This window comes from Monashia sp. NPDC004114 (assembly GCF_053603855.1).
In genome coordinates this window covers 47,932-72,525 of record NZ_JBSGGK010000019.1, presented here as the reverse complement: position 1 = coordinate 72,525, position 24,594 = coordinate 47,932, and the positions used below count along the sequence as shown (strand labels likewise).

Annotated in this window: 24 protein-coding genes; 15 read left to right on the top strand and 9 right to left on the bottom strand. The window is 70.6% G+C overall.

Annotation, left to right across the window (positions count from 1 at the left end; translation table 11 throughout):
• Window positions 1-16: 16 nt before the first annotated feature.
• From mreB to ACWEOW_RS20590, 5 genes are all read left to right on the top strand, one after another.
• Window positions 17-1,057 (top strand): rod shape-determining protein MreB, encoded by a 1,041-nt coding sequence (gene mreB, locus ACWEOW_RS20610; RefSeq protein WP_452271119.1) that lies wholly within the window; start codon window positions 17-19, stop codon window positions 1,055-1,057.
• Window positions 1,054-1,893 carry a rod shape-determining protein MreC gene (gene mreC, locus ACWEOW_RS20605; protein WP_452271118.1) on the top strand — a complete coding sequence of 280 codons (840 nt, stop codon included), beginning with the start codon at window positions 1,054-1,056 and terminating at the stop codon, window positions 1,891-1,893. Before mreB ends, mreC begins: the two co-directional genes overlap by 4 nt.
• Window positions 1,890-2,390 (top strand): rod shape-determining protein MreD, encoded by a 501-nt coding sequence (locus tag ACWEOW_RS20600; RefSeq protein ID WP_452271117.1) that lies wholly within the window; start codon window positions 1,890-1,892, stop codon window positions 2,388-2,390. Before mreC ends, ACWEOW_RS20600 begins: the two co-directional genes overlap by 4 nt.
• A complete protein-coding gene (mrdA, locus tag ACWEOW_RS20595) occupies window positions 2,387-4,384 on the top strand; it encodes a penicillin-binding protein 2 (RefSeq protein ID WP_452271116.1) in 1,998 nt (665 codons plus the stop codon). The genes ACWEOW_RS20600 and mrdA overlap by 4 nt, the downstream gene beginning before the upstream one ends.
• A gap of 112 nt (window positions 4,385-4,496) precedes the next feature.
• A complete protein-coding gene (locus ACWEOW_RS20590) occupies window positions 4,497-5,630 on the top strand; it encodes an FUSC family protein (protein WP_452271115.1) in 1,134 nt (377 codons plus the stop codon).
• A 119-nt stretch (window positions 5,631-5,749) separates the two neighbouring features.
• Here ACWEOW_RS20590 and mctP read toward each other — a convergent pair whose 3' ends face one another.
• Both mctP and ACWEOW_RS20580 read right to left on the bottom strand, forming a co-directional pair.
• A complete protein-coding gene (gene mctP, locus ACWEOW_RS20585) occupies window positions 5,750-7,393 on the bottom strand; it encodes a monocarboxylate uptake permease MctP (RefSeq protein WP_452271114.1) in 1,644 nt (547 codons plus the stop codon).
• The gene (locus ACWEOW_RS20580; RefSeq protein WP_452271113.1) at window positions 7,390-7,698 is read right to left on the bottom strand and encodes a DUF3311 domain-containing protein; all 309 of its coding nucleotides are present in this window, start codon (window positions 7,696-7,698) and stop codon (window positions 7,390-7,392) included. The genes mctP and ACWEOW_RS20580 overlap by 4 nt, the downstream gene beginning before the upstream one ends.
• A gap of 199 nt (window positions 7,699-7,897) precedes the next feature.
• Between ACWEOW_RS20580 and lpdA the strand changes: the two genes are divergently transcribed.
• Complete coding sequence (gene lpdA / locus ACWEOW_RS20575) at window positions 7,898-9,295, top strand: dihydrolipoyl dehydrogenase (RefSeq protein ID WP_452271112.1); 1,398 nt, start codon at window positions 7,898-7,900, stop codon at window positions 9,293-9,295.
• A 143-nt stretch (window positions 9,296-9,438) separates the two neighbouring features.
• Here the strand turns inward: lpdA and ACWEOW_RS20570 are convergent, their stop codons facing one another.
• Window positions 9,439-9,594 carry a DUF6131 family protein gene (locus tag ACWEOW_RS20570; protein ID WP_452271111.1) on the bottom strand — a complete coding sequence of 52 codons (156 nt, stop codon included), beginning with the start codon at window positions 9,592-9,594 and terminating at the stop codon, window positions 9,439-9,441.
• 325 nt (window positions 9,595-9,919) lie between these two features.
• On the opposite strand from ACWEOW_RS20570, the gene rpsO reads away from it, so the two are divergent.
• Both rpsO and ACWEOW_RS20560 read left to right on the top strand, forming a co-directional pair.
• Entirely contained in the window at window positions 9,920-10,189 is a 270-nt protein-coding gene (gene rpsO / locus ACWEOW_RS20565; RefSeq protein WP_452271110.1) for a 30S ribosomal protein S15, read from the top strand.
• Between the two features lie 202 nt (window positions 10,190-10,391).
• On the top strand, window positions 10,392-12,635 hold the full coding sequence (locus ACWEOW_RS20560) for a polyribonucleotide nucleotidyltransferase (protein WP_452271109.1): 2,244 nt from the start codon (window positions 10,392-10,394) through the stop codon (window positions 12,633-12,635).
• A 62-nt stretch (window positions 12,636-12,697) separates the two neighbouring features.
• Here the strand turns inward: ACWEOW_RS20560 and ACWEOW_RS20555 are convergent, their stop codons facing one another.
• The 3 genes from ACWEOW_RS20555 to ACWEOW_RS20545 all read right to left on the bottom strand — a co-directional run bounded on the left by ACWEOW_RS20555 (window position 12,698) and on the right by ACWEOW_RS20545 (window position 16,752).
• Window positions 12,698-13,705: a cytochrome c oxidase assembly protein gene (locus ACWEOW_RS20555; RefSeq protein ID WP_452271108.1), complete on the bottom strand. Its 1,008-nt coding sequence runs from the start codon at window positions 13,703-13,705 to the stop codon at window positions 12,698-12,700.
• 87 nt (window positions 13,706-13,792) lie between these two features.
• Window positions 13,793-15,046 carry a YVTN family beta-propeller repeat protein gene (locus ACWEOW_RS20550; protein WP_452271107.1) on the bottom strand — a complete coding sequence of 418 codons (1,254 nt, stop codon included), beginning with the start codon at window positions 15,044-15,046 and terminating at the stop codon, window positions 13,793-13,795.
• 92 nt (window positions 15,047-15,138) lie between these two features.
• A complete protein-coding gene (locus ACWEOW_RS20545) occupies window positions 15,139-16,752 on the bottom strand; it encodes an FG-GAP-like repeat-containing protein (RefSeq protein ID WP_452271106.1) in 1,614 nt (537 codons plus the stop codon).
• Between the two features lie 131 nt (window positions 16,753-16,883).
• Here ACWEOW_RS20545 and dapB point away from each other — a divergent pair, with 131 nt between their 5' ends.
• Window positions 16,884-17,672 (top strand): 4-hydroxy-tetrahydrodipicolinate reductase, encoded by a 789-nt coding sequence (dapB, locus tag ACWEOW_RS20540; protein WP_452271105.1) that lies wholly within the window; start codon window positions 16,884-16,886, stop codon window positions 17,670-17,672.
• A gap of 85 nt (window positions 17,673-17,757) precedes the next feature.
• Here dapB and ACWEOW_RS20535 read toward each other — a convergent pair whose 3' ends face one another.
• From ACWEOW_RS20535 to ACWEOW_RS20525, 3 genes are read right to left on the bottom strand one after another with little or no spacing between them, the layout of a single operon-like run.
• On the bottom strand, window positions 17,758-18,072 hold the full coding sequence (locus tag ACWEOW_RS20535; RefSeq protein ID WP_452271104.1) for an AzlD domain-containing protein: 315 nt from the start codon (window positions 18,070-18,072) through the stop codon (window positions 17,758-17,760).
• Window positions 18,069-18,791, bottom strand: coding sequence for an AzlC family ABC transporter permease (locus ACWEOW_RS20530; RefSeq protein ID WP_452271103.1), 723 nt, complete (start codon window positions 18,789-18,791; stop codon window positions 18,069-18,071). Before ACWEOW_RS20530 ends, ACWEOW_RS20535 begins: the two co-directional genes overlap by 4 nt.
• Entirely contained in the window at window positions 18,788-19,450 is a 663-nt protein-coding gene (locus ACWEOW_RS20525; RefSeq protein WP_452271102.1) for an N-acetyltransferase family protein, read from the bottom strand. The genes ACWEOW_RS20530 and ACWEOW_RS20525 overlap by 4 nt, the downstream gene beginning before the upstream one ends.
• A gap of 80 nt (window positions 19,451-19,530) precedes the next feature.
• Here ACWEOW_RS20525 and paaA point away from each other — a divergent pair, with 80 nt between their 5' ends.
• Genes paaA through ACWEOW_RS20495 form a run of 6 tightly spaced genes read left to right on the top strand, consistent with a single transcriptional unit; the run spans window position 19,531 to window position 24,453 of the window.
• Window positions 19,531-20,574, top strand: a complete 1,044-nt coding sequence (gene paaA / locus ACWEOW_RS20520) for a 1,2-phenylacetyl-CoA epoxidase subunit PaaA (RefSeq protein ID WP_452271101.1) — start codon at window positions 19,531-19,533, stop codon at window positions 20,572-20,574.
• Window positions 20,571-20,897, top strand: coding sequence for a 1,2-phenylacetyl-CoA epoxidase subunit PaaB (paaB, locus tag ACWEOW_RS20515; RefSeq protein ID WP_452271100.1), 327 nt, complete (start codon window positions 20,571-20,573; stop codon window positions 20,895-20,897). The genes paaA and paaB overlap by 4 nt, the downstream gene beginning before the upstream one ends.
• Entirely contained in the window at window positions 20,894-21,664 is a 771-nt protein-coding gene (gene paaC, locus ACWEOW_RS20510) for a 1,2-phenylacetyl-CoA epoxidase subunit PaaC (RefSeq protein WP_452271099.1), read from the top strand. Before paaB ends, paaC begins: the two co-directional genes overlap by 4 nt.
• Before the next feature lie 5 nt (window positions 21,665-21,669).
• Window positions 21,670-22,194: a 1,2-phenylacetyl-CoA epoxidase subunit PaaD gene (gene paaD / locus ACWEOW_RS20505; protein ID WP_452271098.1), complete on the top strand. Its 525-nt coding sequence runs from the start codon at window positions 21,670-21,672 to the stop codon at window positions 22,192-22,194.
• Window positions 22,195-23,316 (top strand): 1,2-phenylacetyl-CoA epoxidase subunit PaaE, encoded by a 1,122-nt coding sequence (paaE, locus tag ACWEOW_RS20500; protein WP_452271097.1) that lies wholly within the window; start codon window positions 22,195-22,197, stop codon window positions 23,314-23,316.
• Between the two features lie 51 nt (window positions 23,317-23,367).
• A complete protein-coding gene (locus tag ACWEOW_RS20495; protein WP_452271096.1) occupies window positions 23,368-24,453 on the top strand; it encodes an FAD-dependent oxidoreductase in 1,086 nt (361 codons plus the stop codon).
• The last annotated feature ends 141 nt before the right edge of the window (window positions 24,454-24,594 follow it).

The window sequence follows — 24,594 nt, the reverse complement described above, 5'->3', positions numbered from 1 at the left end:
GGGGCACAATCTCCGCATGAGCCCCGGCCCGCGACTGCGACCTCCGGGCCGTGACCTCGCGATCGACCTCGGGACCGCGAACACCCTGATCCATGCCAGGGGCCGCGGTGTGGTGCTCGCGGAGCCGTCGCTCGTCGCGGTGGAGGTGGCGACCGGCCGGCTCGTGGCGGCGGGGTCGCGGGCCAAGGAGATGCTCGGACGGGCGCCGGGCACGATCCGAGCCGTGCGTCCCCTGCGCGACGGCGTCGTGTCGGACGCCGACGAGGCGGAGCGGATGCTCCGCTGGTTCATCGACCAGGTCCGCCCGTCGCGCCTGGTGCGCCCACGCATGGTCCTGTGCATACCGAGCGAGGTCACCGGGGTCGAGCGCCGCGCTCTCGAGGACGCGGCGACCCGAAGCGGCGCCCGCCGGGTCTATCTCATCGAGGAGCCCATGGCCGCGGCCGTCGGCGCCGGCCTGCCCGTCCACGAGACGGCGGCGAGCATGGTCGTCGATATCGGCGGCGGCACGACGGACGTCGCCGTCATCAGCCTGGGCGGCATCGTCACGTCGAAGACGCTGCGCGTCGCGGGCGACGAGATCGACGACGCGCTCGTCAGCCACGTGAAGCGGGAGTACTCGCTCCTGCTCGGCGAGCGGTCGGCTGAGGACATCAAGGTCGCGGTCGGCTCGGTCTTTCCGCTCCGCGAGGAGCTGACGACCCGCGTCCGGGGCCGCGACCTTGCGACCGGCCTGCCGAAGACGGTGCACGTCGGCTCCGCCGAGGTGCGGCGCGCCATCGAGGGACCGGTCCTGCAGATCATCGAGCTGGTGCGCGCCACCTTGGACGTGTGCCCGCCCGAGCTCGCCGGAGACGTGATCGACCGCGGGATCACGCTGACCGGCGGAGGGGCGCTGCTGCGTGGGCTCGACGAGCGGATGAGGCACGAGCTCGGTGTCCCGGTCCAGGTCGCTGACGACCCGTTGCGCGCGGTCGCCCGCGGCGCGGGCCGGTGCGTCGACGACTTCGCGAGTCTCGAGCAGGTCCTCGTCCGCGACCACCGACAGCCGCGATGAACGCCACCGCGCAGCGCCGGCTCCTCGTGGTCCTCGTCTGCGCGACCGTCGCCCTGCTGGCCGCGGACCTCGCCGGCTCGGGCGTGGCGCGCGGCGTGCGGGAAGCCGCGGGCGTCGTCCTCGGGCCGGTCCAGAGGGCGCTCTCGGGCGCCCCGCCGGACGACCTCGCCGGGCTGGAAGCCGAGAACGTCCGGCTCCGAGCCGTGCTCGCCGACCAGGCCAACCGGCTCGACGAGCTCGCCGGGATGTCGGAGCTGCTCGACGCGTCGACGACGTCTGGCCACTCGGTCGTCGCCGCACGCGTCGTCGCCACCTCGGTCAGCGTTCTCGGCGGCCGCGGAGTCACGATCGACGCCGGCTCGCGAGACGGCATCCAGGTCGACTCCACCGTCGTCAGCAGTGAGGGGCTCGTGGGCCGCGTCGTGTCCGCGGCGCCGTGGACGAGTGACGTCCAGGTCCTCGGCAGCGGTGGGTCGGTGGTCGGGGTGCGGACCGGTCCGGCCGGCACCCTCGGCACGGTCTCGACCCCCCGCCCGGGCGACCGGGACCCGAGGCCGCGCGGCACCCTGACGCTGACGTTCGTCCAGCCCGGGACACCCGTCGTCGGCGACGACGTACGCACGCTCGGCAGCACGAACGGCTCACCGTATGCCGCAGGCATCCTCGTCGGGACCGTCACCGCGGTCGACCCGGACCGCGGGCAGCTGACCCGGACGGCGACGGTCAGGCCGGCGATCGACGCCGACGCCATCGACCTCGTCGCCGTGCTCGTCCCAGGACCGCGCACCCAGCCGCGCTCGCCCTCCACAGCTCCGAGCGACGGGGCTATGCCGTGAGGCCGACGCTGCTGGGACTCACGCGGACGGCATACGTGCTGGTCGCAGCGCTCGCGTCTGCCACGCTGCTGCCGCGCCTGGGCGTACCCGCTCGGTGGGTGCCTGACCTCGTCCTCGTGGGCGTCGTGGCCACCGCCGTGCTGCGCGGACCGGTGCACGGGGCGCTCGTGGGGCTGGTGGCCGGCTGGGTCGTCGAGCTCGTGCCACCCGTCGGCAGCCCCCTTGGGCTCACGCCGCTCGTCCTGATGGCCGGGGGAGCGGTCGCCGGCCTCTTCCGCCAGGTCTCGTCGCGCTCGACATCTCGCCCGGTGATCGCGCTTCTCGCGGCGGGGGTCGTCGTGCTGGCGGTCCGGCTTGCCTCAGCCATCATCGCCGGGGGGAGCGTCGACCTCGCGGACGGGCTCGGGCGTCTCGGCTCGACCATCGCCGTGGGCCTGCTCGCGATCCCCGCGTTTCTCGCGGTCGACCGCGCCCTGGTGCGTCGGAGGCTCGGATGATGCCGCGCCGCGGTGGGGTGATCGGCATCGTCGTCCTCCTTCTCGTGACGCTGTTCGGGCTGCTGGTCGGGCGCCTCGGCCAGCTTCAGGTCATCGAGGGTCCGCAGCTCGCGGAGGCTGCTCGGGCACTCGACACGCGCACCATCACCGAGCACGCGCTGCGCGGCCGGATCCTCGACCGGTTCGGCACGCCACTCGTCGACAACGCCGCCACCACGGTCGTCACCGTCGAGCGTCGGGTCCTGGCCGACGCCGACGACGGCGGCCAGGCGTTGATCAGGTCGGTCGCATCCGCCCTCGACCTGCCGTTCGACTGGGTCTGGGCGAAAACCACGCTCTGCGGCACGGCGGGAGCAGCCCCGTCGCCGGCCTGCTTCAACGGGTCACCGTACGTCCCGATCCCCGTCGCGAGCGGCGTCGACCCACAGCATGCTCTGACCCTCGTGGAGCAGCCCGAGAAGTTCCCGGGCGTCGGCGTGTCGCCGGAGCCTGTGCGCAGCTACCCGGCGCCCGACGGCGTGCGAATGCCTCACGTGCTCGGCTGGGTCGCCCGAGCCAACGCCGACGAGGTCGCATCGAGCGGCGGGCGAGTCGACGCAGAGGACAGCGTCGGGCGCTCCGGACTCGAGGCGCAGTACGACAGCGTCCTGCGCGGCACCAACGGCCGAACGGTCGTGGCGGTCGACCCGCGCGGGATCGTCACCCGCACCGTGTCGACGACACCGCCGGTCCCGGGCCGCGACGTGGTGACCCACATCGACGCCCGGCTCCAGGCTCGCACCGAGGCGGCACTCGCGGACGCGGTGGAGCGCGCCCGCGCGCAGCACGAGCCCGCCGACGCCGGCGCCGCGGTCGTCGTCGATGTCACCAACGGCGCGGTCGTAGCGGCGGCGAGCTACCCGGCATACGACCCAGGGGTGTTCAGCGGGGGCATCAGCAGCGCCGAGCTGGCGCACCTCAGCGACCCGGCTGCCGGCACGCCCCTGCGGTCGCGCCTCACCGCGGAGACGTTTCCACCGGCCTCGACCTTCAAGGTCGTCTCGGTGCCGGCGGCGGTCGACGCCGGAGCCCGCCTCGACGGCCGCTACGAGTGCTCGCCCAGCCTGATCATCGGCGGGCGGGTGTTCCACAACTTCGAGTCGCGCGGCTATGGCCTCATCGACCTCCACAAGACGCTGGTCGTCTCGTGCGACACCGTCTTCTACCGACTCGCGTATGCCGCGTGGCTGGCGCAGGGCGGCCTGGCCGCACCCGCCGGCGCGAGGGACCCGTTCGCCGCCATGGCGAAGGCGTTCGGACTGGGGCGCCGCACCGGTGTCGACCTCCCGGGCGAGGCGGCGGGGCGGGTGCCGGACCGGGCCTGGAAGGAGCAGTACTGGCTCGCCACGAAGGACCAGAGCTGCCGTCGGGCCCAGACCGGCTATCCCGAGGTGGCGCGCACCGACCCGGACCGAGCGGCATACCTGAGCCAGCTCGCCCGGGATAGCTGCACGTCCGGCTACCAGTACCGCGCCGGCGACGCGGTGAACTTCGCCATCGGCCAGGGCGACACCGCTGTGACGCCGCTTCAGATGGCGACCGTCTACGCGGCCATCGCCAACGGCGGCACCCTCTGGCAGCCCCAGGTCGCCGCGGCATACCGCGCCGCGGACGGCACCACCACGCCGATCGCACCGACCAAGACCGGGAGCGTCCCGCTGCGCCACGACGTGCTCGCCTACGTCCGTGCGGCTCTCGGCGATGTCACGCGTCCTGGCGGATCGGCGGGAAGCGCCTTCGCGGGCTTCCCGCAGGACCGCTACCCAGTCGCGGGGAAGACCGGCACGGGTGAGGTGTTCGGCAAGGCAGCCACGGCGTGGTTCGTCGGCTACGGACCGACGACGCGGCCGAAGTATGCCGTGGTCGTCGTCGTGAGCCAGGGTGGCAGTGGATCGAAGGTGGCAGCGCCTGCAGTCCGCCGGATCTTCGATGCCATCCTGGCTCTGGGCCTCTGAGGGATCCGAGGCATTGACGGCATTGACGGCGCTGGGGGCTCTGAGGCACTGAGGCACTGAGGCTTCGAGGGTTTGCGGCTGAGAGCGGTCCGACTGGGAGAGGGCACGACGCGTGGACGACTACCTGAGGAGTGACGCGCCCGTTGTGGACGCGCTCGACCGCGCCTGGGACCGAAGCAGGCTCAGCGTCCGGACCCGGTTCCAGCGGCTCTGGTCGCGCAACTTCCAGCTCGCCCAGTGTGCGGTGGCAGCCGGTGTGGCCTGGTGGCTGGCCGCCGACGTCATCGGCCACAAGACGCCGTTCTTCGCCCCGATCGTGGCTGTCGTCTGCCTCGGGATGTCGTATGGCCAACGGCTGCGAAGGGTCTTCGAGGTGGCCGTCGGAGTGGCGGTCGGTGTCTTCACCGCCGACCTCTTCGTCCACGTCGCCGGGACCGGCCCCTGGCAGATCGCCCTGGTCGTTCTCGTCTCCATGGGGCTGGCAACCCTCCTCGACGGCGGTCCGGTGCTCGTCACGCAGGCGGCCGTGCAGAGCATCGTCATCGCGGCGCTGGCACCCACCCCTGGCCAGGCATTCACCCGGTGGACCGACGCACTGCTGGGCGGCGCCGTGGCGCTGGTCGCAGCGACCGTCGTGCCGCAGGCGCCGCTGCGCCGCCCGCGCGTCGTGGCCTCGGAGGTGACCCGCAAGATCAGCGAGCTGCTGCGCCGAGCCGCAGCGAGCGCGCAGGACGGCGACGTCGAGGCCGCCGCGGAGGTGCTCGCGTCAGCCCGCGGCACGGAGTCCCTTCTGCGCGAGCTCCGTTCGGCCGCGGACGAGGGGCTCTCGGTCATCGCGTCGTCGCCGTTCTCGCGGCAGCACGCCGCTGGGGTGCGCCGGATGGTCGACCTCGTGGAGCCGCTCGACCGGGCGATGCGCAGCGTTCGGGTGCTGGTTCGCCGCGTCACCGTGGCGGTCGGGCGTGGGGAGGAGCTGCCCGAGGGGTACGACCGGCTCATCCTCGAGCTCGCGGACGCGACGGACGTCATGGGCCGGGCGCTCGCCGAGAATGCCTCACCCGAGGTCGGCCGGCCCGCGCTGCTGCGGGTGGCGACCGCGACGGGCGAGGTGCCGCGGACCGACAGTCTGGCTACGGAGACCGTTCTGGCACAGATCCGCTCGGCGGTCGTCGACCTGCTCCAGGTGGCGGGCATGGACGTCGACGCCGCGGTCGCCGCGCTGCCACGCGAGCGACCACGAGGCTGAGGTCGCACTGGCAAACCTGCCTCGCGCGCACATCTCGGGGATCGTCCTGGCATGACCGGAGGGCCAGGTCCACGCTGACCCGGCCCTCCGGCATACCTGGAGTGGTGCTCGACAGCCCGTCAGGCGGAGGGCGTCGTCTCGTGCACCATGACCGGCATCTTCTGCACGCGGGGGTCCCCCGCATCGGCGAAGTAGTCGGCCGGGATCGTCTCGTCCTTGCCGGCAGGCGCCTTGACCGCACGGAGGATGAGCGTGAGGACGGCCGCGACGACGATGTTGATGACGAACGCGGTGACGGCGATGTAGCCCATCTGGTCGATGCCCGGGATGTTGGCCGTCGATCCTGCGAAATGCGCTGTCGTCAGGTTCGATACGTTGTAGGCCGCGACCGTGCCGTAGACCATGCCGACAGCCCAGCCGACGAGCAGGGCCCAGCGGTGGAACCACTTGGTGTAGAGGTAGAAGACCACCGACGGGAACGTCTGGAGAATCCAGATGCCACCGAGAAGCTGGAAGTTGATCGCGTTCTGCTTGTCGAGGACGAGGACGAACAGCAGCGCGAACGCCTTGACCACGAGCGAGGTCACCTTGCTGACCTTGGCCTCCTGCTCGACGGTCGCCTGCGGTTTCAGCCAGGCCTTGTAGATGTTGCGCGTGAAGGTGTTCGCCGCGGCGATGGACATGATGGCGGCGGGCACGAGGGCGCCGATCGCGATGGCCGCGTAGGCGACTCCCGCGAACCACGACGGGAAGAAGTCCTCGAACAGCTGCGGCACGACCAGCTGCGGGTTCGGCTTGCCGTCGAGCCCGATCGGCTTGGTTCCTGCGGCGATGGCGACCCATCCGAGCAGGGCCAGCAGGCCGAGCAGGAAGGAGTATGCCGGCAGGATCGAAGCGTTCTTGCGGATCGTGTTGCGGCTCTTGGCGGACAGGCTCGCCGTCACCGAGTGCGGGTACATGAACAGTGCCATCGCGGAGCCGAGGGCCAGCGTCGCGTACGCCCAGTACTGCCCGCTGGCCGGGATGAAGACGCCGGGCTTGCCGGTAGCGGCGGTCGGCTTGGCCATCTTCTCCTGCGCGGCGTCGAAGACGTGGGTCCACCCGCCGACCTTGCTGGGCAGGTAGATGATCGCCACGAGGATGACGATGTAGATGAGGATGTCCTTGACGAACGCGATGATCGCCGGCGCGCGCAGGCCCGAGGTGTACGTGTAGAGAGCGAGCACGAGGAACGCGACGAAGAGCGGAAGGTCCTTGGCGAACCAGTTGCCGCCGCTGCCCACACCGACGACCTCGAGGACCGCCTGGATGCCGACGAGCTGGAGCGCGATGTAGGGCATCGTCGCGATGAACCCGGTGATCGCAACGGCCAGCGACAGGCCACGCGAGCCCGAACGGCCGTGCACGAAGTCGGCCGGCGTGACGTAGCCATGGCGGTGCGAGACCGACCACAGCCGCGACATGAAGATGAAGATGATCGGGTAGAGGATGATCGTGTAGGGCACGGCGAAAAAGCCGCTCACGGCGCCGGCGGAGAACATCGCGGCGGGCACCGCGATGAACGTGTATGCCGTGTAGAGGTCGCCTCCGAGCAGGAACCATGTGATCCAGGTGCCGAACGAGCGGCCGCCGAGACCCCACTCCTCGAGACTCTCCATGCTGGCCGGGCGTCGCCATCGGGCCGCCCAGAAGCCGGCACACGCGACGACGACGAAGAAGAAGACGAGGACGGTGAGGGCGACCCAGTCGATGCCGGTGTTCATCGGTCCTCACCTCCCGGCCCGGTCGGGTAGTCGTCGAGGTACGTGTCGCCCTCGGGGTTCATCGGCCGGTGTGGCCGGGCCTTGAGCACCACGCGGTACGCGCTGTAGGTGAACGCCGCGGTGATGAAGACCCACAGGAACTGGTACCAGATGAAGAAGGGGAACCCCCCGAGGCGCGGCTCGTCCTTGGCGTACGTGCTGACGAGCAGGAGCGCGATGATCGGGATGGCCAGGAGCACGCCGGCGAAGGCCAGGAGGCCCTTGTTCGCTGGTGGTGCGTCGTGGCGATGCGGAGCTGTACTCACGCAATGACCTCCATTGGTCGGGCTGGACTGATCCAGCCGTGCGTCGCGGAAACTTACTCTCGCAAAGCGGGAAATTGGGGCGAGTGGGCCAGCGACTTCGACGCCGGTCCGCACCGTGAGACATACCCGTTCTGCACGCGTGTCACCCGTGCGTGGGCGTGGTCTCGGCGGCCGCTCGCGCCCAGATAGGCTGTCGCCCATGGCTGATTTCGATGTCGTTGTGCTCGGTGCCGGTCCCGGTGGCTACGTCGCGGCGATCCGCGCGGCGCAGCTCGGCAAGAAGGTCGCCGTGGTCGAGAAGCAGTACTGGGGCGGCGTGTGCCTGAACATCGGATGCATCCCGAGCAAGGCGCTGCTGCGCAACGCCGAGATCGCCCACATCATCACGCAGGAGAAGAAGACCTTCGGCATCGAGGGCGACGCGACGATGTCGTACGCCACGACTCACTCGCGCAGCCGCAGCGTCGCCGACGCCAGCGCCAAGGGCGTCCACTACCTCATGAAGAAAAACAAAATCGAGGAGATTGACGGGTGGGGCACGATCACCTCGCCGACCGCCCTCCGCGTGGCTCTCAACGACGGCTCGACGCGTGACGTCTCGTTCGACAACCTCATCATCGCGACCGGCTCTGTGACGCGGATGCTGCCCGGCGTGAAGGTGAGCACCAACGTCGTGACCTACGAGGAGCAGATCCTCGACCCGAACCTCCCGGGCTCGGTCATCATCGCCGGGTCGGGTGCGATCGGCGTCGAGTTCGCTTATGTCATGAAGAACTTCGGGGTCGACGTGACCATCGTCGAGTTCCTCGACCGCATGGTTCCGACCGAGGACGCCGACGTGTCCAAGGAGCTCTTCCGGCAGTACCGCAAGCTCGGCGTCAACGTCCTGCTCAGCACCAAGGTCGAGGGTGTGGAGGACACCGGCTCCGGCGTGCGTGTGACCGTCAGCCCCGCCGCCGGTGGCGACCAGCAGGTGCTCGAGGCCGACCGGCTGCTGTCCGCCATCGGCTTTGCCCCGCGCGTCGACGGCTTCGGGCTGGAGAACAGCGGCGTCGGCGTCACCGAGCGCGGTGCGATCGCGGTCGACGCCCGTGGACGCACCAACGTGCCGGGCATCTACGCCATCGGAGACGTCACCGGCAAGCTCATGCTCGCGCACACGGCCGAGGCGATGGGCGTGGTCGCCGCCGAGACCATCGCGGACGCCGAGACGATGGAGATCAACTTCGACATGATCCCGCGGGCGACCTTCTGCCAGCCGCAGATCGCGTCGTTCGGGTACTCCGAGGAGCAGGCCAAGGAGCTGGGCTACGACGTCAAGACCGCGAGCTTCCCCTTCTCCGCCAACGGAAAGGCACGCGGCATGGCCGAGGGCGTCGGCTTCGTCAAGATCGTCGCGGACGCGACGCACAACGAGCTCCTCGGTGCGCACATGATCGGCCCCGAGGTGACCGAGCTGCTGCCCGCGCTGACGCTCGCCCAGCAGTGGGACCTCACCGCCGACGAGGTAGCACGCAACATCTTCGCCCACCCCACGCTCAGCGAGGCGATGAAGGAAGCCATCGAAGGCATCGCCGGCCACATGATCAACCTCTGACCGAGCGGACCACCGGTCCCGCCCAGGTCGCCGGTCAGGTTCGCCCCTCAGGTCGCCGGGCGGCCCCGGACACGAGCAAGCCCCTCGCGCGTCGCGCGAGGGGCTTGCTCGTCAGGCGAGGATCGAGCCCTGACCGGAGCGCATCAGTACCAGTGCTTCCGGCCGCCGACGGCACGCCCGGTGGCGCCGAGGAGGAACAGGACCGCGCCGATCACCACGAGGATGATGCCGATGGTGGTGAGGATGCCGATGTTGGCCAGCCATCCGATCAGCAGCAGGATGATGCCGAGAATGATCATGGTGTTGTTTGGCTCCTTCGATGGAATTTCCCTGAGCACAGGGGGCATACCCCGCCGAACCCATGAGTTAACGGGCGACGGGGACCGAGTGCACCGGCATACGCGTGGGGCTGTTGGACATTCCGGACGTCCGCGCGGGCTGCGATGCGACCGCAGGGTGGGGTGACGGGAGCCAGCGACGCACGGACCCCGTGCTCGTCGATTAGGGCGGCAGACACGCCGCTGTTAGTCTTGGGGGTGCCGTCGATCGGCCGCGGACCATACAGCGCCCAGGTGGACATGCCCTGGAGCACCGCGCAACGATTCAAGAAGGAGTCGGTCATCCATGCCGTTGGAAACTGACGTGAAGAAGCAGATCATCGCCGAGTACGCCACGACCGAGGGCGACACCGGCTCCCCGGAGGTCCAGATCGCCCTGCTCACGCAGCGCATCCGTGACCTCACCGAGCACGCTCGGGCCCACAAGCACGACCACCACAGCCGGCGGGGCCTGCTGCTGCTGGTCGGTCGCCGCAAGCGCATGCTGCGCTACCTCGAGGCGACGGACATCGAGCGCTACCGCTCGCTGATCAAGCGACTCGGCCTGCGTCGATGAACACGTGACGAAAGGCGGTCCCCGCGAGACGCGGCGACCGCCTTTTTTCCGTCGAGTGGCCGCTCCGTCACAGCACTCGCAGCGCAGTGGTCATGACCTTCGGGATGCTGTGACGGAGCGGCCACTCGACGGGCAGAAGAGAAACCACGCACACAACGACGATGTGTGTGGGCACAAGAGAGAAAAGAAAGCGAGGGCCCACATGGAGGGTCCAGACATCACCTTCGCCGAAGCCGTCATCGACAACGGCAGCTACGGCACCCGAACGGTCCGCTTCGAGACCGGACGCCTGGCCAGGCAGGCCGGCGGCGCCGTCACGGCCTACCTCGACGACGACACGATGCTGCTGTCGACCACGTCGGCCGGCAAGACGCCGAAGGACCAGTTCGACTTCTTCCCCCTCACGGTCGACGTCGAGGAGCGGATGTACGCCATCGGCAAGATCCCCGGCTCGTTCTTCCGCCGCGAGGGGCGGCCGTCGACCGAGGCCATCCTCACCTGCCGCCTCATCGACCGCCCGCTGCGCCCGACCTTCAAGAAGGGCCTGCGCAACGAGGTGCAGGTCATCATCTCGGTGTTCTCGCTGAACCCCGACCACCAGTACGACGTGCTCGCCATCAACGCCGCGAGCGCCTCGACGCAGATCTCGGGCCTGCCGTTCTCCGGCCCCATCGGCGGCGTGCGCGTCTCGCTCATCGACGGCCAGTGGGTCGCCTTCCCGAACTTCTCCGACATCGAGAAGTCCGTCTTCGACATGGTGGTGGCCGGCCGCGTGGTCGGTGACGACGTCGCGATCATGATGGTCGAGGCGGAGTCCACCGAGTCGACGTGGGACCTCGTGAAGAGCCAGGGCAAGCAGGCGCCGACCGAGGAGGTCGTCGCCGAGGGCCTCGAGGCGAGCAAGAAGTTCATCCGCGTCCTCTGCGAGGCGCAGGCCGAGCTCGCCGCGAAGGCGGCCAAGCCCGTCGAGGAGTTCCCGATCTTCCTCGACTACGAGGACGACGCGTATGCCGCCGTCGAGGGCGCCGTCTCGCAGGAGACCGCAGCGGCCCTGACGATCGCGGGCAAGCAGGAGCGCGAGGACCGCCTCGACGCGATCAAGGAGTCCATGAAGGCTCAGCTCGCCGAGCAGTTCGAGGGACGCGAGAAGGAGCTGTCGGCCGCGTTCCGGTCGGTTCAGAAGAAGCTCGTGCGCCAGCGCATCCTGCGCGACAAGGTCCGCATCGACGGCCGTGGCCTGGCCGACATCCGCGCCCTGGGTGCCGAGGTCGAGGTGCTGCCGCGCGTGCACGGCTCGGCGATCTTCGAGCGCGGCGAGACCCAGATCATGGGTGTGACGACGCTGAACATGCTCAAGATGGAGCAGCAGCTCGACACGCTGTCCCCGGTGACGCGCAAGCGCTACATGCACAACTACAACTTCCCGCCCTACAGCACCGGTGAGACCGGTCGCGTCGGGTCGCCGAAGCGTCGCGAGATCGGCCACGGTGCGCTCGCCGAGCGTGCCCTGATGCCGGTGCTGCCGACGCGCGAGGAGTTCCCCTACGCGATCCGCCAGGTGTCCGAGGCTCTCGGCTCCAACGGCTCGACCTCGATGGGCTCGGTCTGCGCCTCGACCCTGTCGCTGCTGAACGCCGGTGTGCCGCTGCGCGCCCCGGTCGCCGGCATCGCCATGGGTCTGGTCTCCGACGAGGTCGACGGCCAGACGCAGTACGCCGCGCTGACCGACATCCTGGGCGCCGAGGACGCATTCGGCGACATGGACTTCAAGGTCGCCGGCACCCGCGAGTTCGTCACGGCGATCCAGCTGGACACCAAGCTCGACGGCATCCCGGCGTCGGTCCTGGCCGGTGCGCTGACCCAGGCCCGCGACGCTCGTCTGCACATCCTCGACGTCATGGCTGAGGCCATCGACGTCCCGGACGAGATGAGCCCGTACGCTCCGCGCATCATCACGGTCAAGGTCCCCGTCGACAAGATCGGTGAGGTCATCGGCCCGAAGGGCAAGATGATCAACCAGATCCAGGACGACACGGGCGCCGAGATCTCGATCGAGGACGACGGCACCGTGTTCATCGGCGCGACCGACGGTCCGTCGGCCGAGGCGGCCCGCGCCGCGATCAACGCCATCGCGAACCCGCAGATGCCCGAGGTCGGCGAGCGCTTCCTCGGCACTGTCGTCAAGACGACGACGTTCGGTGCGTTCGTCTCGCTCCTGCCGGGCAAGGACGGCCTGCTGCACATCTCCGAGGTGCGCAAGCTCGTCGGCGGCAAGCGGATCGACAGCGTCGACGACGTCGTCAAGGTCGGCCAGAAGGTTCAGGTCGAGCTCAAGGAGATCGACCCGCGCGGCAAGCTCAGCCTCGCGGCGGTCCTCCCGGAGGGTGACGCGGCCGGCACCGACGGCGCGTCCGGTGAGAAGTCCGAGGCGCCGGTCGAGGCCTGACCGACGCACTCAGGTCGAGTGGTCACTTCGCAACGAAGTGACCACTCGACCTTTTTGTCGACTCATTCGTGACGTGGACCGTACCGACCTGCGAAGCGCGGGTCCGTCTCCCACCACAGGCCGCTCGCCTCGGCCCCTGCCTCGGCCCGAGCCTCGGCGCCGGCCCCGGCGCCGGTGCCGGCCTCGGGCGCTGCGGTCCTGGTCGTGGGGGTGGTCTGCGCGGCCGTTCGTCGGGCCGCCTCGATGTCGAGCAGGGCGTCGACCTCACGCGCCTCTCGGTCGTCGCTGCGGGTCCACTGCACGAACGTCACGGCGATGACCGGAAGCCCGACCGACTCGGCGACGGCAAGGAGCGCGCCCCCGCCGAGATGGGTGTCCTGGAGCGGGTCGGACGCGCCGGCGAATCCGGCATACCCCTTGGCCACCACGACACCCGAGGTCATGATGAGGATTCCCGGGATGGCGTCGAACAGGCCGTCGGCAAAGGCCAGGAACGTTCGGACCCCGGGGCCGGCCCAGGCAGGTAGCAGCTCGTCGGTCATGAGCGGCAGCACGAAGAGCAGCCCGGTGACGAGCAGGGCCACGTCGAGACCCGCCTCGACGAGCCGGGACCGGGTCGAGTCGACGAAGACCGGCGTGTAGAAGACGGCGAGCAGGGTCCCGACGGCAAGGACCGTGCTGACGACCGGGAACATCAGCACGCGAGCGACGCCGCCCTCGAGGGCGCGTACGAGCCAGTGCGGATGGTCCGGGTGCAGGCGGCGCAGCAGCGTGACCGGGTCGCCGAGCGCGAGACCGACGGGCGTCAGGGCTGCGAGCGTGGCCACCTGAAGGGCGCCGACCCAGAAGAGGTCGCCCCGGTACACGGCCAGGGGGCCGCACACGGCATACGCCAGCGTGCCGACCCCGAAGCCGAGGTACAGCGCGACGCGCCACGCGGGCCAGCGCAGGCCGCTCCGGTGCGCGCGCCAGACCTGCCAGAGGTACCAGCCGGCGGCCAGGCCGACGAGTGCCAGGCCCAGCGGGTCGGCCGTCCACGATGTGAGGAGGTCCGTCGGCTCGAACGGCATGGGGCCGATCGTGCCGCCGCTGCCTGGATGTCCGATGAGAGTGCGCCGAACGCGTCGGCCCGGCGGTAGGACCCAGCCGTATGCCGCTCAGCGGGTGTTGCCGGTGTGTCCGAGCGAGAACCGCCCCGGCTGGGGCCACACGAGCAGGCCGTGCGGCCCGGCCGCGGTGCGGATCCGGTGCAGAAGGCGGCCGGTCCTTGTGTCGATGACGTAGACCTCGGAGCTGTACCGCCCGCTCAGCCACAGCTGCGACCCGTCGGCCGTGACGCCGCCCATGTCGGGCGTGGCGTGGCCCGGGAGGCGCCAGAGGGCGACGGGCCGGTTGGACGTCGCGTCGAAGACGGTGATCGTCCCCGCGTCCCGGTTGCTGACGAAGACCCGTCTGGCGTCGCGGCTGGGGTAGATCCCGTGCGCCCCGAGGCCGGTGTGCACGAAGTGGTCGACGGTGAAGGTCGACGCGTCGATGAACCACACGCCGTTGCGCAGCATGTCCGCCACCATGAACCAGCGACCGTCAGGCGTGAGCCGGACGTCCTGGGGCATGGAGGACGCGCCGCGGACGAGTCCGGCTCGAGGGCCGCTCATCGAGCCCATCCCCGGTGTCGTCGCGCCCGGGGTCTTCACGGCGTTGAGATCGATGACCTTCTGGACGTGCGTCGCCTGGGCGTCGACGACGAGGAGGCGTCCGCTGAACTCGCAGCTGGCGACGAACGTGGTCAGGTCGGCGGTGAAGTCCGCATGGTTGACGCCGGCGCACATCGGCACCTCGAGCGAGCGGACGCGCTTCATCGTGCGCGGGTCGAGGGCGTTGATGGCCCGGTCGCGTGAGGCCATCGCGAGGGCGTACCTGCCGTCCGGGGTGTAGTAGAGGTTGTAGGGGTCGGCGACGGCCACCGGGCGCCCGACCCGGCCGGTGCGCGGGTCGATGGGCGTCAGGGCGTTGCCTTTGTCGGAGTTGACCCACAGCCGGGTGAAGTCCCACGACGGCACGACGTGCTCGGGAGAGGCCGGGACGCGATAGGTCGCCACGACCCGGTAGCTCCGGGGGTCGATGACCTGCACAGTGCCGGACACCTGGTTCGGCACGTAGACGAGGTGGCGGGCGTGCACGGCTGCACCGGTGAGGTCGTTCACGCCGTCGTGCGCGTAGGGCAGCGTGCCCGGTGTGGGGCTGTATGCCGTCCCGGGGCCTGTCGTGGTCGGCGTGCCCGTGGCGGCGGAGGGCGTCGCGGTCGGCCGTGCCATCGGACCGGCGACCGGAGCGCTCGGCGTGCAGGCCGCGAGGGCCGTGCTGGTCACGAGCACGGCAGCCATCACCCCGAGCCGGACCAAGGTCCTCACAGTCGGATCCTGCCCGGTCGCACTGGGAGTGCGCTACGTGAAGGCTGGTGATCTCGCGGGAGAGTGCACGCAGATCGGAGCGCGAGGCATTGTCAGAAGATCGCGTTGACGATGTTCCAGCCGGTGCTGACGCGCGAGCGGGCGGACCAGCCGCCGGTCGCCGTCCGCGGGTAGAGCCAGAGGTTGCCGGCCCCATCACGCGCCAGGATGTCGGGCACGCGGTCGCCGGTGAAGTCGCCGGGGGCCATGATCGCCGTCATCCCGTTCCAGCCCGATCCGATCGCAGTCGACGTCGCGATCCGGCCCGCGCCGTTGCCGGTATGCAGCCAGAGCCGTCCGGTCGACCGCTCCCGGGCGACCAGGTCCGACCGCCCGTCGCCGTTGACGTCGCCGGCGCCGAGCACGATGTCGTAGCGGTTCCAGCCGGTCGCGATCCGCACCCGCGGAAGGAAGCCACCGGTGCCGTTGCCCGCGTAGAGGTAGAGGTCGCCGTTCGAGGCGACGCGCGCGACGGTGTCAGCCCGGCCGTCGCCGTCGAAGTCGCCCACGCCGACGATGGCGTTCATGACCTGCCAGCCGGTGCCGGCCCGCACCCGCGGCAGGATCCAGCCGCCCTTGCCGTTGCCGCGGTACAGCCACAGGTCCCCGGTCGAGGCCTCTCGGGCCAGCAGGTCGAGCGCCCCGTCGCCGCTGAAGTCGCCGACCGTGTCGATCGCGCTGAAGCCACCCCACCCGGTGCCGATCTGGGTGCCGAGCGAGAGACTGCCTGCGCCGTTCCCGGCATACAGCTTGAGCACGCCGGAGGAGGTCCACCGCGCGAGGACGTCGTTCTTCCAGTCCCCGTTGAAGTCGCCGGTCGACCCGGACAGCGACGATGGCGGCATCGCCAGCGAGGTGAAGGCGTACGTCCCGCACGTACGGTCGTAGTCCCGGCTGCTGTCCCACCACTGCGAGAGGTAGACGCGGCCGCCGGAGAAGCTGGCCTGGGTGCACTTGTCCAGCGCCTCGTTCGGGTAGTCGAGCGTCCCCGCCGTTGCCCACACGGGCACGCCGGGCAGCCGCCAGCTTCCCGTGATCGCCTGCCATCCGGACGCATTCGAGTAGAGGCCATAGGAGTATCCCGAGTCGCGCAGACCGCGCATGAGCCCCTCGATGACATAGCGGTTCTCGACCTGCTGCGCCCACGTGGACGACGGCCACGGCTGCGCGGGACGGGGCTCCACGTCGACCCACACGACCGGAGGCTTCCAGCCGATCCGGCTCAGGGTCGAGGCGGCATACGTGGCCTCGGCGTAGCCGACGTTCGACAGGCGGCCAGCGCGCGTCGACGACGACCAGGGCCCCTTGCTCCCGTAGGTGTTGAGCTGGGCGCTCGTCGGGAAGCCGGCCATCGTGTAGGCCTGTGCCGGCTTGGACCGGTCACGGACCCACGTCACCTGACCGGCGACGCACGGGTTCTCGGTGAAGGGGAGGCCGTTGGTCAGGCCGATGACCACGAACTGCGTGTCGGCGGGTGGCATCGGCGGGCCTGAACGCCCGGCGAGCGCGTCGCACTGGGGCCACGAGATGTCGTGACCGAACATCACCGCCGCGCGCGCCGTGGGCGCCGTCACCACCCCGAGCGATAGCAGGAACGCAGACACCACTGCGAGCACGACCAGCCGGACTCGGCTCCGGTCGGCGACACCGCGAACGAGTGCGGACATGTCGATCACCCCTTGGCTCCAGTGTGCGTCCGGCGGGCCCGGGGCGCAGTTCCTCCCGTCACATTGACGCCCCACGCCCGTATGCCGTTGACGACAGCCGCCGAGGAGACGCGCTGGCTACGCTGTGGCGGGTGACTGAGACGAGCGGTGCCGCGACGCGAGCGACGAAGGTGGCCGTCATCGGCGCGAACGGCCGGATGGGGTCGGAGGCGGTCAAGGCCGTTGAGGCGGCCGACGGGCTCCGGCTCGTCGCGGCGTTCGGGTCGAGTGACGACCTCGGCGACCTCGGTGGCGCCGACGTCGCTGTCGAGCTCACCGTCCCCGCCGCCTCGCCGGGGAACGTCGCCCACTGCGTCGAGCGGGGGGTGCATGTCGTGGTCGGGACGACCGGATGGGACGAGACCAGGCTCGAAGCCCTGCGCGGTCAGCTCGCCGCTGCGCCGCCTGCCAGCGCGGGCACCGGAGTCGGCGTCCTCATCGCCCCGAACTTCGCGATCGGTGCCCTGCTCATGATGTCGTTCGCGGCCAAGGCTGCCCCGTTCTTCGAGTCGGTCGAGGTCATCGAGCTCCATCACCCCGCCAAGGTCGACGCGCCGTCCGGCACGGCAGCACGCACAGCCGCCATGATGGCAGCCGCCCGGTCCACCGCCGGGTCGGCACCGCTCCCGGACGCCACCACTCACGACCCGACGGGGGCGCGCGGAGCGAAGGTGGACGGCATACCCGTGCACTCGGTGCGGCTGCGCGGGCTCACCGCCCACCAGGAGGTGCTGCTCGGCAACCCGGGGGAGCAGCTGACGATCAGGCACGACTCGTTCGACCGGGCGTCCTTCATGCCCGGAGTCGTTGCGGCTGTCCGAGCCGTGGCCGACCACCCCGGCCTCACCGTCGGGCTCGAGCACTACCTCGGCATCGCCTGAGCACACTGCGTTCGATGTATCTGCGCGGCGCGTCCGACGCGTCCGGCGCGGAAATACATCGACCCGGGTCTGTGACGACGTGAGGTCAGGCCCAGCCGAGCGCCCGCAACGCGGCCGCGGTCAGCGCGCCGAGCACGACGACCACGATGAACGGCGCACGCAGCAGCAGCGCGACGACGGCCACGAGCACCGCCGCAGCCCGAGCGTCGAGGACGAACGACCCGTCGGGCGAGGTGAAGGCCTGGGTCGCGACGAGGGCGGCGAGCAGGGCGATCGGCAGCGCCGCTGTCACCCGCTTGATGCGTGGCTCGGCGAGAACATGCGCCGGCACGAGATGGCCGGCCAGCTTGATGCCGAAGGCGATCGCGGCCGCGACGAGGATCGCGACCCACAAGGTCATGACGCACCACCGGCCGCCGGGCGCGGCTCGCGGGGCGTGCGCAGGGCGAGCAGCGCGGCCCCGGCCGCAGCCACCACGGGTATGCCGGGCGGCACCGACGGCGCCAGCAGCACCGCGACGACGGCGCCCACCGCCGCGATCGCGACCGCGTCGCGGTCCTTCAGCCGTGGCCAGGGCAGTGCCGTGAATGCCGCGCACGCGGCGGCATCGAGGCCGTACGTGCGCGGGTCGCCGATCGCGTTGCCGATCAGGGCGCCCGAGAGCGTGGTGAGGTTCCACAGCAGGAAGACCGTCAGGCCGGTGAGCCAGAAGCCGAGCCGCGAGGCGCGCGTGTCGTCCTGGGACACGGCGACAGCGGTCGACTCGTCGATGGTCAGGTGCGCCGCAGCGACCTTGCCGGGCCCACGCGCGCGCAGCAGCTGCGTGAGCTCGAGGGCATAGAGGCCGTTGCGGATCCCGAGCATCGAGGAGGCGGCGATGGCGGCGGGCGCGGCGTGCAGGCCGTTCGCGACGATGCCGACGAAAGCGAACTGCGACCCGCCCGTGAACATCAGCAGGGACAAGGCCATCGCCTGCCACACGGACAGGCCCGCGGTGACGGCCAGGGCGCCGAAGCTGATGCCGTAGGCCCCGGTCGCGACGCCGACCGAGAGGCTCTGCCGCACGACCGAGCGACGCGCCTCCGGGTTGAGCGGTGGGTCGATGGTCTCGGCGGTCATCGTGCCTCCGGAGGCCCGACGGCGGCGCTGAGCCGCACCTCGAGGGCGGTTGCGCCGCCTTCGGACACGACCCGTTCGCGATGGGCTCCGTCGGCCTGGAGCCCGGCCGCGGTGAGGAACCGCCGGGTGTCGTGTGAGTCTGCGACGACCCACACCGTCAGCGTCTCGTGACCGCGCGCCCGAGCGGTGTCGACCACCGCGTTGAGCAGGCGCGAGCCGTGTCCCTGCCGGCGGGCCTCGGGATGGACCGCGAGGACGAGCAGCTCGGCCACCGCCTGCCCGTCGGGGTCGGAGGACGGGCCGACGGCAGCTAGTCCCACGACCTGCTCGCCCGCGCACGCGACGAGCAGCACGTGGTCGGGGGAGGGCGGGCTCGCGAGCGAGTCGCGCCAGGCGGTGGCGAAGGCGCGCGGCTCGAACTGCGCCACGACCTCCTCGGGGAGCAGCCCGGCATACGCCTCGCGCCACACGACCGCCTGCACGAGGCCCACCGCGGGAGCGTCCGAGACGCGAGCGACCCGGACGCTCGCGTCCGCCACCGGACCCCGCTCGCCGTGGTCGTGCCCGTGGTCGTGCCCGTGGTCGTGCCCGTGGTCGTGCCCGTGGTCGTGCCCGTGCGGGTCGGTGGGCGGCTGTCCCGTGTCGTCTGGTCCGGTCACCCCGGCATCCTCTCAGCCGCATCTCGGGGCACGGAGGGGCCACTTTGTGGGTGGTGGCGTCCTTCTCGCATACTGGACACATGTATGGCAACGACGTCATCGACCCCAACGAGCCGCTCAACGCTGCCGAGACGGACGCCTACGACGAGGCCCTGACGCAGGACGAACGGCGCGCCGAGGCCGAGGGAGACTTCGAGGCTCTCCTCGCAGCTGACCAGCGGATCGAGCCGCGCGACGTCATGCCCGACACGTACCGCGAGACCCTGATCCGCCAGATCGCCCAGCACGCTCACTCCGAGATCATCGGCATGCAGCCCGAGGGCAACTGGATCAGCCGCGCCCCCTCGCTGCGCCGCAAGGCCATCCTCATCGCGAAGGTGCAGGACGAGGCCGGCCACGGGCTCTACCTCTACTCGGCGGCCGAGACCCTCGGCATCGACCGGCAGGAGCTGCTCGACCGGTTGCACAGCGGCAAGCAGAAGTACTCCTCGATCTTCAACTACCCGACGCTGACCTGGGCCGACTGCGGCGCCATCGGCTGGCTCGTCGACGGCGCGGCGATCATGAACCAGGTCCCGCTCTGCCGGTGCTCCTACGGCCCGTACGCCCGCGCGATGATCCGGGTCTGCAAGGAGGAGTCGTTCCACCAGCGTCAGGGCTTCGAGATCCTCTGGACGCTCATGCGAGGCACGCCGGAGCAGCAGGCCATGGCCCAGGACGCCGCGAACCGCTGGTGGTGGCCGGCGCTGGCGATGTTCGGCCCGCCCGACACCGGTGAGGCGGCCAAGGGCGGCCACACCGAGCAGTCGATGGCCTGGGGCATCAAGCGGTTCAGCAACGACGACCTGCGCCAGAAGTTCGTCGACATGACCGTGCCCCAGGCGGAGAAGCTCGGCGTGACCCTGCCCGACCCCGACATCTGGTGGAACGAGGAGCGCGGCCACTACGACTTCGGCGAGATCGACTGGGACGAGTTCTGGCGGGTGCTGCGAGGCGACGGGCCGTGCAACGCCGAGCGGATCGCCCATCGCCGCAAGGCTCACGACGACGGCGCCTGGGTCCGCGAGGCCGCCAACGCGTATGCCGCGAAGCATGCTGTCAAGGTCAAGGAGAGTGCCGCGTGAGCGGAGACGTCAACGGAGCGGCCACCTCGCCGTCGAGCACCGAGCGCAGCTGGCCTCTCTGGGAGGTCTTCGTGCGAGGCAAGCGGGGCCTGTCCCACGTCCATGTGGGGTCGCTGCACGCCCCGGACGCCGCGCTGGCTCTGCGCAACGCGCGGGACGTCTACACCCGCCGGCAGGAGGGCGTGTCGATCTGGGTCGTCAAGGCCGACGACATCACGGCGAGCAGCCCGACCGAGAAGGACTCCTTCTTCGACCCGGCCGCCGACAAGGTCTACCGCCACCCGACCTTCTACGACGTGCCCGAGGACGTCGAGTACCTATGAGCGAGCTTGCGACACAAAGGGGCTCGGCGGCATACCTGCTCGGGCTCGCCGACGACGCCATGGTCTACGCCCAACGGCTCGCCGAGTGGCTGACCAACGCTCCCCAGATCGAGGAGGACATGGCCCTCGGCAACATCTCCCTCGACCTGCTGGGGCAGGCGCGCGCGCTCTACCCGTACATCGGGAGCATCGACGGCACCGGCCGCCACGAGGACGACTACGCGATGCAGCGCGACGAGCGCCAGTGGCGCAACGTCCACCTCGTCGAGCAGGAGCGTGGTGACTTCGCGCAGGAGATGGCTCGGCTGCTGTGGTTCTCCGCATGGCAGGTCGAGCTGCACTCGGCGCTGGCCGGCTCTGCGGACGAGATGGTCGTCGGAGTGGCGGGCAAGGCCCTCAAGGAGGTGCGCTACCACCTCGACCACGCCTCGCTCTGGGTGGTTCGCCTCGGCGACGGCACGGACGAGTCGCACCGTCGCATGCAGGCGGCGCTCGAATGGGTGCTGCCTTACCTCGCCGAGCTGTTCGAGGATGACCCGGCCTCCGCCGCGGCCGCCGAGGCCGGCGTCGGCGTCCTGCCCTCGGCTCTGCACGATGCTGCCGTCGCGCGGGTCGCGCAGGTCGTCGAGCAGGCGACGCTGACGCTGCCCACCGAGTCGAAGTGGCGCTCACGCGGCGGTCGAGACGGCGTCCACTCACGGCCGATGGGGTACCTTCTCGCCGAGATGCAGCACATCGCGCGCTCCCATCCCGGGGCCACCTGGTGAGCCCGGTGGCCACCAGCCCAGCGTCGGGTGCGCGGTCGAGCACGGCTGTGGCGGAAGCGATCTCGCGCATTCCGGACCCAGAGGTCCCGGTCGTCTCGATCGCCGACCTGGGCATCCTGCGGTCGGTCGAGGTCGACGACGACACGCGCACCGTCGTTGCGACGATCACCCCGACGTACAGCGGGTGCCCCGCCATGGAGGCGATCGCGTCGCGTGTCGTCTTCGAGGGCGAACAGCAGGGGTATGCCGTCCGCGTCGTCACGCAGCTCGCCCCCGCGTGGACGACCGACTGGATGACCGAGGAGGGCAAGCAGGCTCTGCACCGGTTCGGCATCGCGCCGCCTGGCCCCGTCGAGGCCGGGACGTCGCGCGGCCCGGTGCCGGTCACCCTCTCCACCCGCGTCGTGACCTGCCCGCACTGCGGCTCGGACGACACCACCGAGATCGCCCATTTCGGCTCGACGGCCTGCAAGGCGCTGCGGCGCTGTAACGCGTGTCTTGAGCCGTTCGACGAGTTCAAGGCCATCTGAATGACCGACGTGACCACCTCACCCGCCCCCGCGCGCCATCGAGCTCGCTTCCACCCGCTCAGGGTCGCCTCGGTCGAGCGGCTCACCGACGACGCGGTAGCGGTGACCTTCGAGGTGCCCGAAGACCTGCGTGACGAGTACGTCTTCCTGCCGGGCCAGCACCTGACGGTGCGAGCGACCATCGCGGGCGAGGACGTTCGCCAGTCGTACTCGATCTGCCAGTCCCGCAACGCCGTTGGCATGGACGGGCTGCGGCGGGTCGCGGTGGCTCGCGTGCCCGAGGGCCGCATGTCGACGTGGATGAACGACATCGTCGCGGCGGGCGACGTCGTCGAGGTGATGACCCCGCTCGGGTCGTTCACGTGCCCGACGCAACCGGACGGCATACGTCATCACGTGGCTGTCGCCGCCGGCTCAGGGATCACGCCCGTCCTGTCGCTCCTGACGACCGTCCTGGAGGAGGAGCCCGGCTCACGCGCGACGCTCCTGTTCGGCAACCGACGCACGAGCACGATCATGTTCCTGGAGGAGCTCGAGGACCTCAAGAACCGCTTCCCGGGCCGCTTCCACCTCATCAACGTCCTTTCCCGCGAGGCCCAGGACGTCGAGCTCTTCCACGGACGCCTCGATGCGGAGCGGCTCACCGAGCTCTTCGGCAGGCTCGTGCCGGTCGAGTCGGTCGACGAGTGGTATCTGTGCGGTCCCTTCGGCATGGTCACGGGCGCCGAGAGCCTGCTCAAGGACCACGGCGTCGACCCGCACCACATCCACCACGAGATCTTCCATGTCGACGACGGGACAGAGCCCAAGCGCAAGGTCGTCGTCGACGCGGGCGCGCCGGCGGCGGCGACCGTGACGGTCAACCTCGACGGACGCACCACGGTGATCCCGATGCCGTCGAAGGACGAGTCGATCCTCGACGCGACCCTGCGGATGCGGCCCGACGCGCCGTTCTCGTGCACCAACGGCGTGTGCGGCACCTGCCGGGCGCGCCTCGTCGCCGGGGAGGTCCGGATGGACCGCAACTACGCCTTGGAGCCCGACGAGGTCGCCGCGGGAGTGGTCCTCGCGTGCCAGAGCCACCCGGTGACCGACGAAGTGAGCCTCGACTACGACGCCTGACTGGCGCGCATCGGCGAGGAAGATCGCACGGTCGTTGCGCGTTCAACCGTCGTGGACAACGTCGAAGTGGTGGTGGTCGGAGCGGGCCAGGCCGGACTCTCGGTGGCGTATCACCTCGCCCGGCTCGGAGTCGGGCCGTTCGTCGTCCTCGACGCGAACGAGCGGCCGGGCGGTGCCTGGCAGCACCGCTGGGACAGCCTGACGATGCACGACGTGCACGGCGTCGCCGACCTCCCGGGTATGCCGTTCACCGACGTCGACCCCGCAGCGCGGGCCAGCGTCGCGGTGCCCGCCTACTTCGCCGCCTACGAGGAGCGCTTCGACCTGCCCGTCGTCCGCCCCGTGCGCGTGACGTCAGTCAGGGCGGTCGACGACGACCCGGACGGACTGCTGCGTGTCGAGACGACCGCCGGCACGTGGATCACCCGGTCGCTCGTCAACGCCTCGGGCACCTGGGAGACCCCGTTCGTGCCGTACTACCCGGGGGCCGAGACGTTCCGCGGGAGGCAGCTGCACACGGTCGACTACGCCGGGCCGGAGGGCCTCGCGGGCCAGCGCGTCATCGTCGTCGGCGGGGGTGCGTCCGCCGTGCAGATCCTCGGGGAGCTGGCACCGGTCGCGCATACAACTTGGGTCACTCGACGCGAACCCGTCTGGCGCACAGGGCAGTTCAACGAGAATGCCGGACGGGAGGCCGTTGCACTGGTCGAGGACCGCGTCGCCCGTGGCCTTCCGCCGCGGAGCGTCGTCAGCGTCACCGGACTGATGCTGCGACCCCAGGAGCAGCGCGCCGCGACGCTGGGCGCCTACGACCGGCGCCCGATGTTCTCGCGCATCGAGCCTGACGGCGTGCGCTGGGCCGATGGCTCGTTCGAGGCCGCGGACGCCATCGTCTGGGCGACCGGGTTCCGGGCGACGCTGGGGCACCTGGCTCCGCTGCGCCTGCGTAACCGGATGGGCGGCATACAGCTGCGCGCTCCGTTCGACCAGCACACCTTCACGAGCGCGGTCCGGGACCAAAGGGTCCACTTCGTGGGCTACGGTCCGTCGGCCTCGACCATCGGCGCCAACCGGGCCGGGCGCGTCGCCGCCCGAGCGGTGGCCCAGCAGCTCGCCGGCAACACCACCGCCGCCTGAGGCGTCACACGGCGCGCCCGTGTGCACTGATCGGGGCCATAGCGCCACGGACTGCACACATCAGGTTTGACGTGCGCGACTCACGCAGCAGGTCGAATCCGCACAGCGCAGTCTCGGCGACGGCACGGCTTGGGTGCTCCG

What these genes read in the sequence shown, in the direction of transcription:
- mrdA (WP_452271116.1), top strand. Translation starts at nt 2,387, where the DNA reads ATGATGCCGCGCCGCGGTGGGGTGATCGGCATCGTCGTCCTCCTTCTC.
- rpsO (WP_452271110.1), top strand. Translation starts at nt 9,920, where the DNA reads ATGCCGTTGGAAACTGACGTGAAGAAGCAGATCATCGCCGAGTACGCC.
- ACWEOW_RS20570 (WP_452271111.1), bottom strand. Translation starts at nt 9,594, where the DNA reads ATGATCATTCTCGGCATCATCCTGCTGCTGATCGGATGGCTGGCCAAC.
- ACWEOW_RS20535 (WP_452271104.1), bottom strand. Translation starts at nt 18,072, where the DNA reads ATGACCTTGTGGGTCGCGATCCTCGTCGCGGCCGCGATCGCCTTCGGC.
- lpdA (WP_452271112.1), top strand. Translation starts at nt 7,898, where the DNA reads ATGGCTGATTTCGATGTCGTTGTGCTCGGTGCCGGTCCCGGTGGCTAC.
- ACWEOW_RS20555 (WP_452271108.1), bottom strand. Translation starts at nt 13,705, where the DNA reads ATGCCGTTCGAGCCGACGGACCTCCTCACATCGTGGACGGCCGACCCG.
- ACWEOW_RS20560 (WP_452271109.1), top strand. Translation starts at nt 10,392, where the DNA reads ATGGAGGGTCCAGACATCACCTTCGCCGAAGCCGTCATCGACAACGGC.
- ACWEOW_RS20545 (WP_452271106.1), bottom strand. Translation starts at nt 16,752, where the DNA reads ATGTCCGCACTCGTTCGCGGTGTCGCCGACCGGAGCCGAGTCCGGCTG.
- mreB (WP_452271119.1), top strand. Translation starts at nt 17, where the DNA reads ATGAGCCCCGGCCCGCGACTGCGACCTCCGGGCCGTGACCTCGCGATC.
- paaE (WP_452271097.1), top strand. Translation starts at nt 22,195, where the DNA reads ATGACCGACGTGACCACCTCACCCGCCCCCGCGCGCCATCGAGCTCGC.
- ACWEOW_RS20530 (WP_452271103.1), bottom strand. Translation starts at nt 18,791, where the DNA reads ATGACCGCCGAGACCATCGACCCACCGCTCAACCCGGAGGCGCGTCGC.
- paaC (WP_452271099.1), top strand. Translation starts at nt 20,894, where the DNA reads ATGAGCGAGCTTGCGACACAAAGGGGCTCGGCGGCATACCTGCTCGGG.
- mreC (WP_452271118.1), top strand. Translation starts at nt 1,054, where the DNA reads ATGAACGCCACCGCGCAGCGCCGGCTCCTCGTGGTCCTCGTCTGCGCG.
- paaA (WP_452271101.1), top strand. Translation starts at nt 19,531, where the DNA reads ATGTATGGCAACGACGTCATCGACCCCAACGAGCCGCTCAACGCTGCC.
- mctP (WP_452271114.1), bottom strand. Translation starts at nt 7,393, where the DNA reads ATGAACACCGGCATCGACTGGGTCGCCCTCACCGTCCTCGTCTTCTTC.